The sequence below is a fragment of the Pseudomonas palleroniana genome, assembly GCF_022836895.1.
Classification (GTDB): Bacteria; Pseudomonadota; Gammaproteobacteria; order Pseudomonadales; family Pseudomonadaceae; genus Aquipseudomonas; species Aquipseudomonas palleroniana.
On sequence record NZ_CP092411.1, the window covers coordinates 4045008 to 4059928 of the forward strand.

The window sequence follows — 14921 nt, forward strand, 5'->3', positions numbered from 1 at the left end:
TTGTGCAAGGATATACGCCCGCGGCGCCGAGCGCGCCGCACCTTACATTTCTTCACAGACACGCTACACAGCTTCACAGCACCACGGCGCAGGTGACCTTAGGATGCAGCCGTCATTATTGGGATAAGAGCATGTCGAAGAATCTGTTTGCGCCGTTTTGCCTGCTGGCCCTGGCGCTGGCCCTCAGCGCTTGCGGCAACTCGGCGGACGAAGCGCCGGAAATGCCCCTGGCCAAAGTCCGCATTGAAACCCTGCAGGCCAAGCCCCTCTCCATTACCAGCGAGTTGAGCGGACGCATCGCCGCCCCGCGGATTGCCGAAGTGCGTGCGCGAGTGGCCGGCGTGGTGATGCAACGGGTGTTCAAGGAAGGTCATGACGTCAAACAGGGCGACGTACTGTTTCGCATCGATCCGGCACCGTTCAAGGCCGACCTGGACAGTGCCCAGGCCAACCTGAGCAAAGCCGAGGCCAATGCCTTCCAGGCTCGCTTGCAGGAACAGCGCTACAGCCAGTTGGTCGACGGCAACGCCATCAGCGCCCAGGACTACGACAATGCCCGCGCCAACCTGCGCCAGACCAATGCCGAAGTCGCCGCTAACAAGGCGGCCGTCGAACGCGCCCGGCTGAACCTGGGCTATGCCACCGTGACCGCGCCGATTTCCGGGCGTATTGGCCGCGCATTGGTGACCGAAGGCGCACTGGTCGGCCAGAACGAAGCCACGCCCCTGGCGATCATCCAGCAACTGGACCCGATCCACGCCGACCTGACGCAGTCCACCCGTGAGCTGAATGACCTGCGCCGCGCCTTCCGCGCCGGCAGTCTGAAGCAGGTCGGCCAGGACCAGGCCAAGGCCACGCTGATCCAGGATGACGGCAGCCCGTACCCGCTGCCGGGCAAATTGCTGTTTACCGACATCAGCGTCGACCCGGGCACCGGGCAGATCACCCTGCGCAGTGAGTTCCCCAATCCGAACCTCGACCTGCTACCCGGCAGCTTTGTGCGGGTGCGCCTGGAACAGGCCGTCGACAAGCAAGGCATCAGCGTGCCGCAACGCGCCATTACCCGAGACAGCGCCGGCATACCGATGGTGCTGCTGTTGGATGCCGAACAGACCGTCAGCCAGCAACCCGTGGAGTTGGGCGCCGTGATCGAGGACCGCTGGGTCGTCAGCAGTGGCCTCAAGCCCGGCGACCGCATCGTCGTCGAAGGGCTGCAACATGCGCGCCCCGGTGAAAAAGTCGAAGTGGATGACAGCCCTGCCTCGGGCCGTCTCGTAAAGGAATAACCCGCCATGCCGCAGTTCTTTATTGACCGCCCGATCTTCGCCTGGGTGGTCGCCCTGTTCATCCTGCTGGCCGGCGCAATCGCCATCCCGCAGTTGCCGGTGGCGCAGTACCCCAACGTCGCACCGCCGAAGGTGGAAATCTACGCGGTGTACCCGGGCGCCTCGGCCCAGACCCTGGACGAAAGCGTGGTCAGCCTGATCGAGCAGGAGCTCAACGGCGCCGACCACCTGCTGTACTTCGAATCCCAGAGCAGCCTCGGCTCGGCGACGATCACCGCGACCTTCCAGCCGGGCACCAACCCGGAAATGGCCCAGGTAGACGTGCAGAACCGTCTCAAGGCGGTGGAATCGCGCCTGCCGCAGGCGGTGACCCAGCAAGGCTTGCAGGTGGAGAAAGTTTCCGCGGGCTTCCTGCTGCTGGTGACCCTGACGTCCAACGACGGCAAGCTCGACGACGTGGCGCTCAGCGATTACCTGGCGCGCAACGTGATGAACGAACTCAAGCGCCTGGACGGCGTGGGCAAGGCCCAACTGTATGGTGCCGAGCGCGCCATGCGGATCTGGATCGACCCGCAGAAGCTGATCGGCTTCAACCTCACGCCGGCCGACGTCAACGCCGCGATCAGCGCGCAGAACGCGCAGGTTTCGGCGGGCAGCCTGGGCGATTTGCCGGGGACCAGGACCCAGGAAATCACCGCAGCGATCCTGGTCAAGGGCCAGCTGTCGACGCCGGCGGAATTCGCCGACATCGTGCTTAAAGCCAACCCGGACGGCTCCACCGTGCGCATCGGTGATGTGGCGCGGGTGGAAATCGGCAGCCAGGAATACCAGTTTTCCACCCGCCTGAACGGCAAGCCGTCCACTGCGGTCAGCGTGCAGCTGTCACCCGGCGCCAACGCCCTGAACACCGCGACCCTGGTGCGGGCGAAGATGGATGAGCTGTCACGTTACTTCCCGGCCAACGTGGAATACAAGATCCCGTACGACACCTCGCCGTTCGTCAAGGTCTCGATCACCAAGGTGGTCTACACCCTGCTGGAAGCCATGGCGCTGGTGTTTGCGGTGATGTTCCTGTTCCTGCAGAACGTGCGCTACACCTTGATCCCGACCCTGGTGGTGCCGATTGCCTTGATGGGCACTTTTGCGACCATGCTGTTGCTGGGGTTCTCGATCAACGTGCTGACCATGTTCGGCATGGTATTGGCCATCGGCATCCTGGTGGACGATGCGATTGTGGTGGTCGAGAACGTCGAGCGCATCATGGCCACCGAGGGCCTGTCGCCCAAGGAGGCAACGCGCAAGGCCATGGGCCAGATCACCGGCGCGATTGTCGGCATCACCCTGGTGCTGGTCGCGGTGTTCCTGCCGATGGCGTTCATGCCGGGTTCGGTGGGGGTGATCTACCAGCAATTCTCGCTGTCGATGGCCACCTCGATCCTGTTCTCGGCGTTTCTGGCCCTGACCTTGACGCCCGCCTTGTGCGCGACCCTGCTCAAGCCGATTGCCAAGGGCGAACACCACACCAAGGGCGGTTTTTTCGGCTGGTTCAACCGGCGCTTTGAAAACCTCACCGACCGCTACGAAGGCTGGGTGGCCTATGCGCTCAAGCGCAGCGGCCGCTATTTGTTGATCTACGTGGTATTGCTGGTGGGCCTGGGGTGGATGTTCAGCCGCCTGCCCTCCTCGTTCCTGCCGGTGGAAGACCAGGGCTACACCATCACCGATATCCAACTGCCGCCGGGTGCGAGCAAGAACCGCACGGTGCAGGTGGCCGAGCAGATCGAAGCGCACAACGCCGAAGAACCTGGGGTGGGTGATACCACCATGATCATGGGCTTCAGTTTCTCCGGTTCCGGGCAGAACGCGGCGCTGGCGTTTACCACGCTCAAGGACTGGTCGGAACGTGGCAGCGATGACGCTGCCGCATCGATTGCCGAGCGCGCCAACATGGCCTTCACCGAACTCAAGGACGCCGTTGCCTACGCGATCCTGCCCCCGCCGGTCGATGGCCTGGGCACCTCCAGCGGTTTCGAGTTCCGTTTGCAGGACCGCGGCGGCGTCGGCCATGCCGGCTTGATGGCAGCCCGCACCGAGCTGCTGGCGGCGGCGGAAAAAAGCCCGATCCTGGCCAACGTACGCGAAAGCGCGCTGGCCGAAGCGCCTCAAGTACAGTTGCAGGTTGACCGCAAGCGAGCCAACGCCTTGGGCGTTTCGTTCGCCGATGTGGGTAATGTGTTGTCCTCGGCCGTCGGCTCGGCCTATATCAACGACTTCCCCAACCAGGGCCGCATGCAGCGGGTGGTGGTGCAGGCCGAAGGCGACCAGCGCAGCCAGGTGGCGGACTTGATGAAGATCAACGTACGCAACAACGCCGGGAAGATGGTGCCCCTGTCGGCGTTTGTCGAAGCCAAATGGACTCAGGGCCCGACGCAGTTGACGCGCTACAACGGCTACCCGGCCATCGCCATCAGTGGTGAACCGGCGCCGGGTCACAGTACCGGCGAGGCCATGCAAGAGATCCAGCGCCTGGTCAGCCAACTGCCGGCGGGCCTGGGCCAGGAATGGACGGGACTGTCGTTGCAGGAGCGCTTGTCCGGCTCCCAGGCGCCGCTGTTGCTTGGCCTGTCGCTGCTGATCGTGTTCCTGTGCCTGGCGGCCCTGTATGAAAGCTGGTCGATCCCGACCTCGGTATTGCTGGTGGTGCCGCTGGGTGTGCTTGGCGCGGTCGTGGCCGTGGCCTTGCGCGGCATGCCCAACGATGTGTTCTTCAAGGTGGGCCTGATCACCATCATCGGCCTGTCGGCGAAGAACGCGATCTTGATCATCGAGTTCGCCAAGGACCTGTACCAGCAGGGCGACGACCTGATCGACGCCACCCTGAAGGCTGCACGGTTGCGCCTGCGGCCGATCATCATGACGTCGCTGGCGTTCATTCTCGGCGTGGTGCCGTTGGCGATTGCCACCGGTGCCAGTTCGGCGAGCCAGCAGGCGATTGGTACGGGGGTGATCGGCGGGATGATCACGGCGACACTGGCGGTGGTGTTTGTGCCGGTGTTCTTTGTGGTGGTCATGAAGGTGGTGCGCAAGCGCCATAAGACCGAGTGATGCTATGGTGCTCACAACCCCTGAGTTGTGAGCACCTATGCCCTTTCTAGCCCGCACCCACCCTCGCCTCTCCACCGCCGCTGTAATGGGCATTGCGGTGGGCATCCTGGCACCGTCCAACACCCTCCTGAGCAAAATCCTCATCGGCTGGAACGCCGGCGTGTGGACCTATCTGGTCCTGATGCTGTGGCTGACCATCCGCGCCAAGGCCCCGGATGTAAAACGCATCGCGGAAATCGAGGATGAAAACGCCGGCCTGGTGCTGTTCATGGTCTGCATCGCGGCCATCGCCAGCCTCGCCGCCATCACGTTCGAGCTGATCGGCAGTAAAGACCTGGCCCCCACCGAGCGCCTGTTGCATTACGGCTTCACCGGGTTGACGGTCATCGGCTCGTGGTTGTTGATCGGGGTGATTTTCAGCGTGCACTACGCTCGCCTCTATTACACCTGGGAGGGCAAGGAACCGGCACTGCGCTTTGCCGAAGGGCTGCTCACGCCGAACTATTGGGACTTCCTGTATTTCTCCTTCACCATCGGCGTGGCGGTGCAGACATCCGATGTGGGCGTGGCCACGCGCAGCCTGCGCAAGGTGGTGCTGGGGCAATCGTTGATCGGGTTTCTGTTCAATACGGCGATTCTGGGGTTCTCGATCAATATCGCCGCCGGGCTGTTCGGCTGACACCGCACCTGCTTTTAGACGCTGAGTTGGACTGGGCCGAGTATCCCCATGTGAACCTGCCAGAAGCGGTTTGAGTTAGTACTCAAACGAATTAAAAATGTGTACTTAGACTATTTGATCCGTCGAGAAACGCTCATACATTACGGTCTACGTATACTGTTATTTCTGACAGTTTACAGGTTAGACACTCTGCTATTACATGCTTCAGACAGAGCCGCTGATGCCTCTGTTATTCGCACAACCACCCGCGATGGAGAAGCGATCATGACTGTACAAGCGCAAATTTTAACCCCCGAGCAACAAAAGGCATTGGGCCCAAAACGAATCAATGCGTCGGGTACCTTCGACGCACGTATCGATTCCGCTCCCGTTCATTTTCAGACCACCACCCTATCCCGCAATTACGAGCTGGCGGTCTTTAGAGTCAATGCCCGGCATGCCGATAACGCGGCCACCATCAAAGAACTATTTATTCAGGTGCCCGATAGTATTGAAGTCGGCAAGGTAATCAAATTGGAGGAGCAGGAATTTACCAGCGTTGAAGTCTGGTACTCGGTAAAATCGCCCACGGCACACTATACGGTCAGTGGCATTAAAGGCGATTTGATCATCATGGGGCTGGCCCCAGGTGTCATTAAAATCAGAGGTACATTGCATGCTACTACCGATGCCGATGCCAACGGAAATCCACATTTGGTCGAAGTCGACTTCAACCTGACCAGTTGATGGTCATGCCACATGCAAAAACGCCCGTATCTCTCGATACGGGCGTTTTTGCATAGCGTGTAATTACCAGGTGTAACGAACCCCCACGTTGGCGCCCCAAGGCTGCTCAACCTTACCGCCGCTGCTGTGCTCAAGATCGGCATGCAATTGAAGGTTCTGCGACAACTTCACAGCCACACCCGCACCGAATTCTGCTCGGGAACCGGACAGATCGTTGTTGAACACATTGTTATTGACCGAAACCTTATTGTTATTGGCAAACTCATGCACCATCGCTGCCCGTAAATAAGGCTGTAGCACACTGCCGCTGTCGAGTTGGATGTCACGCCCCACGGTCGCACCGGCCTTGGCCAGTATCGAGCGGGTGCGCTCGCCCTTGGCTTGCAGACCGTTATCCAGGCTGTAACTGCCGCCCTGGATGACTACGGTGGACATCTGCGCATACGGCTCGACGAAGAATCCATCGTCCAACTTGATGTTGCGACCGACCTCCGCCGACAAACCGCCACCGGTGTTGTTGTACTTGCCTTTGGACGAAGTTCCGTCACTGAGCCCAACCTTGGACTCATTATGGAACCGGTTGACCTTGGCGACCGCATCGAAATACAGACCGCTTTCCTCGTCCAACCACGTCGCGTAGGCACCCAGGTAGTAGCTCTTCACGTTACCGGAAGTGCCGCGCTTGAGGTTCAAGTCCGAGGTGCTGTGACCCGCCATTACCCCCACCAGCCACTGACTGTCGGCCAACGGAGTATCGGCGCCCAAGGTAAAGCCCTGTTGGTTCTGGCTGTAACCAACACCCGTGCTGTCGGCCACCTTGTACTTATTGCCATAGCCCCGGATCCACACCCCCGCCTGACCCGGCTCGAAACGCAACTCACCCATGCGTGTACGCAGTGAGGTCGCCTCACCGTACCATACGGTCGGTGCGGTATTGAACAAGGCCAGTACCGAGCGAGTGCCTGGGCTTATCACGCGGTTGTTCGGGTCAAGGAACCAGTCAGTGCCTTCCTTCTTCAGGCCGTAGGAGTAAGCACCTACGTCGACCACATCACCGACCAGGGAAAATTGCGCGTCGCCTCCGCCGGTATGCACGATGCGAATATCCTCCGGATTGACCGGTTCCGCACCACTGGCCGCGAGCAACAGGCGATGATTGCCTTTGGCCTCGCCTTCGATATTCAGGAAGTCCGTGACGCCACGCGCGAAATCGGTGCCCATGACGAAGGTGCCGTTGCCGTCGAGGCTGTCCAGATCCAGCTGATAGAACGCGTCGGTGTGACCGAACTTCACCGTACCGCCCGCCAGGCTCAGTGCGCCAACCTGGCTGTCGCCTGTGAGTTCCCAAAAAGACTGGTCGCCGATATCCAGGCGGGTGACATTCTGCAATTGGCCGGTCAGGCTGGCGTGGTTCTGCAGCTTCAAATCTGCGCTGCTGCCATCCTCGACAATGACGTTACCCTTCAATTGGCTGTTGTCGACATTCATACTCGCCGTGGCGCCGCCGTTAACTTCCAGCAATGTGCCGTTGCCACCGATCAACGTGGAGCCGTTACGCACATCGATTTCTGCTCGTGGGGTCGAACCCTGCTCACCATTAACCACGATGGCGGAACCGCTGCGGCCCTCGACACTGGAGTTATCCAGCACCAGTTTACCCACGCCGCCTTCGTCATAGTCATCAGAGAACAACACGCCGTTTTTGCCGCCGATGATTCGGCTTTGGCTGGCAGTGACCGTTGCCCTGTCGACAAACACGCCAAAACTGTCGGCGCCGGTGCCTTCAACCAATGTGTTTTGACTGAAGTGCAGTTCACTATTGCCCGCCGCCATCGCCCCGCCGATATGGCCACGAATGGTGCTATTGAATACTTCGGCAACGCCCCCTTTATCGGAGTCGAAGCTCTGGAATGTTTGCAGGCCTACGGTGGTATGGCTAGTGATGTTGCTGTCATGAATGAGAGCATTGCTGTCATCCAGGCGTACTGCGCCGAACACAGCGTGAGATGAATCGACGGTAGCGCCGTTCAGGCTGACGGACGATCCCTGGGTGGCACGGACATCATCAATCAGGCTGCCCGCATTGACAATCAACGCCGAATCGTTGACCAGAATATGCTGTGCCCGGGCACCATTAACGGTCAGCTCGGACTTCATATCCAGTTGCCAGTCATTGGGTAGTTCACCGGCCTCAATGGTTTTTGACTCGCCAATCAGTTGAACAGCGTGTGCGCTCGATTGAAAAGCGGCAAACATAAGAAAAGTAATAGTTGGAACTTTCATCATCTTGCTCAAGGGTTTGAGCTCGAAGTTGGTTAACACGGACATAGGTTTTCACTCTCTGGGCTAGTGCCTTTGAAACGGTTTGGCTCGTTCCCTCGGAATGGAGCCTTACCTGTGCGGCGCAGAGATTACTGAGTGAACTTACCCAAGGATGTAGGATTAATCTGAACAGGATGTAGCGGCGGGCAATACATAGCTTCAGAAATATAAGGCGATCGAGGTGAACCTGCGAGCTCAGCTTCTAGAATGCCTATTTTCAACTACCAACTGCCGGATACGTCAAAGGGAAGCGACGCTTCCCTTTGACGGTTCCAACGAACAGCTCGCTTAAGGTCTCACGATAGTCATACCGTCGCAGTAGGTCTCCGGATTGGAAAATACCGAGTAAACCTCGGCCAGTTCACTGTTACCGGTCGCTCCGCTGCTCACCACTGTGCTGTAGGTCACTTCGCAAGGCCCAATCACAGACTGCTTGAGGAATGCACCGTAAATAATTTCGACAATGAAGCCATTATCCACGTCATCCTGGCTCAACGATGGGTGGGTAAAGACTTGCGTGAATGGGCCCGGTGGAAAACCAAAGGCCTCGCTCCAAATAGTCACGGTTACTCTCACATCATTACCGACCACCAGTCTTGGATCTGCTGGAATGAAAAGCTCGGCAAAGAGCGTCGGTGGCACCCCAGGGCCACGACTCTGCAAGGACACGCAGCTCCACTCAGCGTTGGCATCAAGATGCCGGAATTGAGCAGCTTGCAATATCTCCGTCACGGCATCGATCACGTTGACGGTGGTAACACCCGATGGGTTTTCATTAGTGGTGCCGGGGCCGGTGACTACGTAGCTGACCGGCTGCATGCCATTACCATGTCTAGCCACTACGTCCCACGGGATGGTGAACGTCGCATCCGCCCCGGGCGTCAGGGTACTGAGGTTAAAAGGCCCGACGCGCTCTCGGGTGACGCCCCAGAACAGGAAAAACCTGTTGTTCGCATGGGGCGCCGCTGCAACGGTCCAGAGCGGAATCACAATCGTGACAGGTTGATTCGCGTCGACGATGCGCAGGGTATTCAACTCGGGAGTCGAAACCGCACCATACACCTGTGCCAGTTGCAGTCCAGGGTTTACATCTCCCGGTTCAAGGGTGCCAGGAAGAATCGGGCCTTCCACCGACAAATCAAGTCGCACGGTTTTGTCGGGAGAGTCAAAGAGAACGCCATTTCGGTCGATACGATAGCGCACGATCACAGTCTGCGGCCCCAGTGTTGCGGTATATGCGGCCTTGATCGCGTCGTTCATATTACTGAAGATAACGTCAAATCCGCTAAGCGCTGGCGTTTGCGTCCCATATGGCTGCGTACCCCATTGCAACTCGAACCTGTCCAGCCCGATCGCATGATGAAGGTACTCTTCAATATGAACGTCAATACCTTGCACATAATCCGCAATATCGAGCAGATCATCGGTGCTGCCGTCGAGCGGGGCGCGCGCCAATGGAATGAAGACTGGCAATGGCTGGGGATCGTCAAGCAGTGCAACGGTACGAAAATCATTGAACGAAGGGCGGCTGACGTTACCGGCCCGATCACGGATGGTGTAGAAAACATAGTACAAACCACTCAAAATTATCTGAGCGGCCGGTAGGAAGAAAGTGCCCCCCGTAGTCAGCATATGTATCCCTAGTGGATCGCTGACCAAATGCTCGGGACGCGGGTCCATTACCGGACTGAAGTAAACAAAAAACCTGTCCCCTTCTTCGAATTGCCCCGGCTGCGAGGGATAACCGTTCGCTGGAATGCGGATCTCCAGGCCACCTTCTTGTATCAGGAACGCATTGTTGATCACGGTGCCCGGCGGCGCGTTGACAAACTCCGGAACATCCGGTTGCTCACGGGATGACTCAACGGCATAAGGCGCAATGGTATCGACCCGAAATGCCCCCGGATTGGAGCTGTCGACGGGGGTTCCCGGTATGCCCGCTTGATTACGGTACTGGGTATTTCTAAGCTCGTAGAAACCGTGTCGAAACTGGGGTGCCGGCGCGGGCACGAACCTGTTGATAACGGGCGGAACCGGGGGGGTAATGGCGGTTAGTTGATAGGGCGCTACCAAGGTGACCCACGTGGGCGGAATCACATCAGTAGCGCGAATCTCGATGCTCATCCAATCGGTGTTCCTTGACGCTACCCCCGTACTCAATTCCACGTTAATACCTACAGGTGCAACCGACGCAGGAATAAGGCCGGTTGCATCATCCAGCGCTTCAACGATCGTAGGCGCATTGAGAACCAAAGGCGCAGGTGCAGTAGTCGAACCACGTTTTTTAGTCATTTCGGTCTCTCCTTGGTGTTTTAAACAGACACGCTCGCTCCCGTCGATGGCATTCAGCCAACCACGCTGACTCGAAAAAACATCCATCAGAGCGATGTAGCCCAACATTCATGCGCTGGGATGACTCGGCTCAAGGCTCGGGGCCATTACCGTCAATCCAGCAGTAGATGGGGTCGGGCGGCGGTGGCGACGTCAGCACCACACGGTCGAACTGCACGAACCTGGAGGCGGAGCGGCCTATGATCGCCCCCGCTCTGGACACCAAATAGCTAGCCTCTCCACCTGCGTTCTCTTTCAATGGGCGGATCAGACGTTCCACATCACGGATCCAGAAGTTGAAGCCGGCTGCATCCCCTCCCGCGTCCCAATAATGCTCAAGGGTTTCCACAATGTTGGGGTCTGGATTGACATCAGGGTATTGGCCATACCCTTGAAACCTGAGCGTGATCAAATCCCCATCAAGGATGTTCGGATCGGGGGGAATGTGCACCTCGACCCCTAACCAAATCGGCGGCTGAGTGCTGCAGGTCAAATACCGGTTGGGGTGGGACTCGGATTGGGGAAACCGGGGGCGTGTGTACATGATGGGAGGAAGGTCGGTTTGCAGCCCGACCCGCGCCACCTGTGAAAATTCCGGGTTCACATTTCCGGCACGATCCTCCAGACGATAAAAACAGAACAGCCAGAGAGCACCCGGGAACCTGCGGAACACGTCGTTGGGCACCTCTACAAAAATGCGGCCATTGGCACTGGTCAGCGGTAGCGAGGTCAGTGTCGGCAAGCCCGTTGGCAGCATATTCAGGTCAGAAAAATACATATGTACCTTGTCACCGACCTCACGTCCTCGATAGCCCGGAGGGATTTCCATGGGCACCATGGGATTGTTGTCCAGGTAGTCCTGAGTTATCGGATCTATCGGGAAAATCGCAGGAGGAAGGAACGCGCCAGCACCAGGGGCATCGCGGTCGATTCTGATAGTCACCGTTTCAGAGGTATCGACGCTGGGACTATCTGGCCGGGTGTTATGGATCCGATACCTGAGATCAACGACAGCGCTGCTCAGTAAAAAGGCCCGAGGAATCGTCAGCGATATGGGAAAGTCGGCATCCGTCAGCGGGCCAACCAGTTCGAACGGGGGGGTATCGGCGGGTCTGGCGCCATGGACAGCCCACTCAAAAATCACATATTGGAACCTGCCTGTAGCGGGTAAAACCGCCCAAGGCGTTTCAAGCAACATCTTCAAATCGTCGAAATAAAATTTAGCGGGGATCAACCCATCCGGTAGTGCATCGACGACTTTTGGCTTATCCAGCACGAGGATACCGCCAGGGCCCGAAGGACCATTCGCATTCGGCTGGGTTGTATTGGAAGTGGTCATCGAAACCTCCCGCAACTCAATCACTCTCGATGCGCCTTTTTGTCTAAAAACTCAGACGGCTCAGGCGCTGTTGGTGCAATTGAACACCTCCTTTACGCCGGCTGATACTGTCAGATTTCACAGGTAGCAGCGCCATTCGTCCGCTTTTCAGCGTCTGACGACAGAGCCATCACCAAGAAATTCTTGACGAGGCCGGTTGACTAGTGTTTTCTGAAACCGGTTTCAGTGAAACACCAAATCCAATAAGAAAGGTTCTGCCGTGACTTCATTTTCCGCCGCCCAGCGCAGCCGCGTGACCATGCTCGACGTCGCCGAGCGCGCCGGGGTCTCCAAGGCCAGCGTGTCGCGCTTTATCGGCGATGACCGCGCGCTGCTCTCTGATGCCATTGCCCTGCGCATCGAACAAGCCATCGAAGCCCTCGGCTACCGCCCCAACCAGATGGCCCGTGGCCTGAAACGTGGCCGCACACGCCTGATCGGCATGTTGGTGGCGGATATCCGCAACCCCTATTCCATTGCGGTGATGCATGGCGTCGAAACCGCCTGCCGCCGGCACGGCTACAGCCTGGTGGTGTGCAACACCGACCGCGATGACGAGCAGGAGCGCCAGCACCTGGCGGCGCTGCGTTCGTATAACATCGAAGGGCTGATCGTGAACACCCTCGGCCATCACCTCGACCAACTGCTGGAGCTGCAACGGGAAATGCCCCTGGTGCTGGTCGACCGCAAGGTCGAACCGCTGCACAGCGACCTGGTGGGCCTGGATAACCCGGCCGCCGTGCACATGGCGCTCGAGCATCTGCAGCAGCAGGGCTACCGCGACGTGTTGATGGTCAGTGAAGCGGCCGACGGCACCAGCTCGCGCCTGGAGCGCCAGGCCGGTTTCATTGCCGAGATCGAGCGCCGCCCGGGGTTGACCGGCAAAGTGCTGGAGCTCGATGACGCCCTGGAAAACAACCTGCACACCTTTCTCGCCAAGCCCGGCGCCAAGGCGCTGTTCTGCGCCAACGGCGTCGCCGCGCTGGCCTGCACCCGTGCGCTCAAGGCGTTGGGCTGCCACCTGTTCGACGACGTTGGCCTGCTCGCCCTGGATGACCTGGACTGGTATCCGCTGGTGGGCAGCGGCATCACCGCCCTCGCCCAGCCGACCGAGGCGATCGGCGCCAGTGCGTTTGACTGTCTGCTCAAGCGCTTGCGCGGCGACACCGATCCCACCCGTACCCTGGACTTCCTGCCCGAGTTGATCGTGCGGGGCTCTACTCGGCGCCTTTAAATGTCTTGCACCTTTCTTTGCACCTTCCTTGCACAAAAAATGAAACCGGTTTCAGAGGTACACAACAATGCATAAATACCCCGTCTCCATCAGCCTTTCCAGCTACGGCGCCGACCTGGTACGCCAGCAGGGCCAATTGAGTTTTGTCCAGGTGCTCAGCACTGCCGGCGCCCAACGCATCGAATGGCGCGAAGAACTGTTGACCGACGAGCAACCGGGCGAACTGGCGCAAGCAGCGGCGCAGCAGCATTTGGAATCAGTGTTCTCATCGCCCCTGGAACTCTGGGTCGCCGGTCGCGCCCAGCCCAATGCGGAACTGGCCGCGACCCTGGATCGCGCCCTGGCTTTCGGTTCGCGCTGGTTGAAGGTGTCCCTGGGTTACTTCACCGACACCAACGACCTGCAAAGCCTGCACGCCCTGCTCAGCCGTCACCCGGTCCGGCTCCTGGTGGAAAACGACCAGACGTTGCACGGTGGGCGTATCGAGCCGATGCAACGCTTTTTCAGTGAAGTGGAGCGCCTCGGCCTGCCGGTCAAGATGACCTTCGACATCGGCAACTGGCAGTGGCAGGACCAGTCCGCCCTCACCGCCGCCCGCCTGCTCGGCCGGCATGTGGACTACCTGCACTGCAAAGCCGTGGCCCGTCGCCAGGACGGCAAGCTCGTCGCCCTGCCGCCCGGCCCCACCGACCTGCATTTGTGGGAACAACTGCTCAAGCACATGACCCAAGGTATTACGCGGGCCGTGGAATTTCCGTTGCAAGGCGATGACCTGGTCCAGGTCACCGCCCAGCAGGTCGCCGCCCTCGCCACCCTTGGCCAGCCCCGTCTGGAGAATGCCCATGTCTAAGCTCGATATCCTGTCGTTTGGTGAAACCATGGCGATGTTCGTCGCCGAACAGACCGGCGACCTGGCGCAGGTGGCGCAGTTTCACAAGCGCATTGCCGGGGCCGACAGCAATGTCGCCATCGGCCTGTCGCGCCTGGGGTTCAACGTGGCCTGGCTGAGCCGGGTGGGCAATGATTCCCTGGGCCGTTTTGTGCTCGACAGCCTGAAAAAAGAAGGGCTGGACTGCCGCCACGTAGCGGTCGACCCGCTGCACCCCACCGGTTTTCAACTCAAGTCCCGTGAAGACGGCGGCGCCGATCCCCAGGTCGAATACTTTCGCAAAGGCTCGGCGGCCAGCCACTTGTCTATCGAGGCCATCCAACCGGCATTGCTGCAAGCGCGCCACCTGCACGCCACCGGCATTCCAGCGGCCTTGTCCGACGCCACGCGAGCACTGTCCCGCGAGTTGATGATGCAAATGCGCAAGGCCGGGCGCAGCGTGTCGTTCGACCCGAACCTGCGCCCATCGCTATGGCCCGACGAGCAGCAGATGATCCGCGAGATCAATGCCCTCGCCGCCCTGGCCGACTGGGTATTACCGGGCTTGAGCGAAGGCCGTTTGCTCACCGGCTTTGATGACCCGGCCGATATTGCCGCCTTCTACCTGGACCAGGGCGCCGAGGCCGTGGCCATCAAGCTGGGGCCGGATGGGGCTTACTACCGGACCCGCATGGACCAAGGCTTCATCGCCGCCGTGCCGGTGGAAACCGTGGTGGATACCGTCGGTGCCGGCGATGGTTTCGCCGTCGGCATGGTCAGTGCCCTGCTGGAAAACCTCAGTTTCCCCGAGGCCGTGCAGCGCGGTAACTGGATCGGCAGCCGTGCCGTGCAGAGCCGTGGCGATATGGAAGGCTTGCCGTTCAGGGCAGACCTACCGCTGGCACAGAAGGCGAGCTGAGCAAAGGCGCCGCAGCCCGGCGCGGGGCAAGCCCGCACACCACAACCTGTTGCAACAACTACAACAAGCTCAG

At 59.5% G+C, this 14921-nt stretch carries 10 protein-coding genes; 7 read left to right on the top strand and 3 right to left on the bottom strand.

Features of this window, described 5'->3' with window-relative positions; translation table 11 throughout:
- The first annotated feature begins 131 nt into the window (after positions 1–131).
- The 4 genes from MJP36_RS18325 (at position 132) to MJP36_RS18340 (ending at position 5796) form a co-directional block, all read left to right on the top strand.
- Positions 132–1286 (top strand): efflux RND transporter periplasmic adaptor subunit, encoded by a 1155-nt coding sequence (locus MJP36_RS18325; RefSeq protein ID WP_244383695.1) that lies wholly within the window; start codon positions 132–134, stop codon positions 1284–1286.
- 6 nt (positions 1287–1292) lie between these two features.
- Positions 1293–4391: an efflux RND transporter permease subunit gene (locus MJP36_RS18330; RefSeq protein WP_060757072.1), complete on the top strand. Its 3099-nt coding sequence runs from the start codon at positions 1293–1295 to the stop codon at positions 4389–4391.
- 37 nt (positions 4392–4428) lie between these two features.
- The gene (locus MJP36_RS18335) at positions 4429–5070 is read left to right on the top strand and encodes a DUF1345 domain-containing protein (RefSeq protein ID WP_244383696.1); all 642 of its coding nucleotides are present in this window, start codon (positions 4429–4431) and stop codon (positions 5068–5070) included.
- 264 nt (positions 5071–5334) lie between these two features.
- Positions 5335–5796 (top strand): hypothetical protein, encoded by a 462-nt coding sequence (locus MJP36_RS18340; protein ID WP_060757074.1) that lies wholly within the window; start codon positions 5335–5337, stop codon positions 5794–5796.
- Between the two features lie 63 nt (positions 5797–5859).
- Here MJP36_RS18340 and MJP36_RS18345 read toward each other — a convergent pair whose 3' ends face one another.
- From MJP36_RS18345 to MJP36_RS18355, 3 genes are all read right to left on the bottom strand, one after another.
- Positions 5860–8124: an autotransporter outer membrane beta-barrel domain-containing protein gene (locus tag MJP36_RS18345; protein WP_060757075.1), complete on the bottom strand. Its 2265-nt coding sequence runs from the start codon at positions 8122–8124 to the stop codon at positions 5860–5862.
- A 282-nt stretch (positions 8125–8406) separates the two neighbouring features.
- Positions 8407–10410 carry a hypothetical protein gene (locus tag MJP36_RS18350; protein ID WP_244383697.1) on the bottom strand — a complete coding sequence of 668 codons (2004 nt, stop codon included), beginning with the start codon at positions 10408–10410 and terminating at the stop codon, positions 8407–8409.
- A gap of 130 nt (positions 10411–10540) precedes the next feature.
- Positions 10541–11788 (bottom strand): hypothetical protein, encoded by a 1248-nt coding sequence (locus MJP36_RS18355; protein ID WP_060757077.1) that lies wholly within the window; start codon positions 11786–11788, stop codon positions 10541–10543.
- A gap of 259 nt (positions 11789–12047) precedes the next feature.
- On the opposite strand from MJP36_RS18355, the gene MJP36_RS18360 reads away from it, so the two are divergent.
- From MJP36_RS18360 to MJP36_RS18370, 3 genes are all read left to right on the top strand, one after another.
- Entirely contained in the window at positions 12048–13061 is a 1014-nt protein-coding gene (locus MJP36_RS18360; protein ID WP_279613725.1) for a LacI family DNA-binding transcriptional regulator, read from the top strand.
- 67 nt (positions 13062–13128) lie between these two features.
- Positions 13129–13911 carry a sugar phosphate isomerase/epimerase family protein gene (locus MJP36_RS18365; protein ID WP_244383698.1) on the top strand — a complete coding sequence of 261 codons (783 nt, stop codon included), beginning with the start codon at positions 13129–13131 and terminating at the stop codon, positions 13909–13911.
- Entirely contained in the window at positions 13904–14848 is a 945-nt protein-coding gene (locus MJP36_RS18370) for a sugar kinase (protein WP_060757080.1), read from the top strand. Before MJP36_RS18365 ends, MJP36_RS18370 begins: the two co-directional genes overlap by 8 nt.
- The last annotated feature ends 73 nt before the right edge of the window (positions 14849–14921 follow it).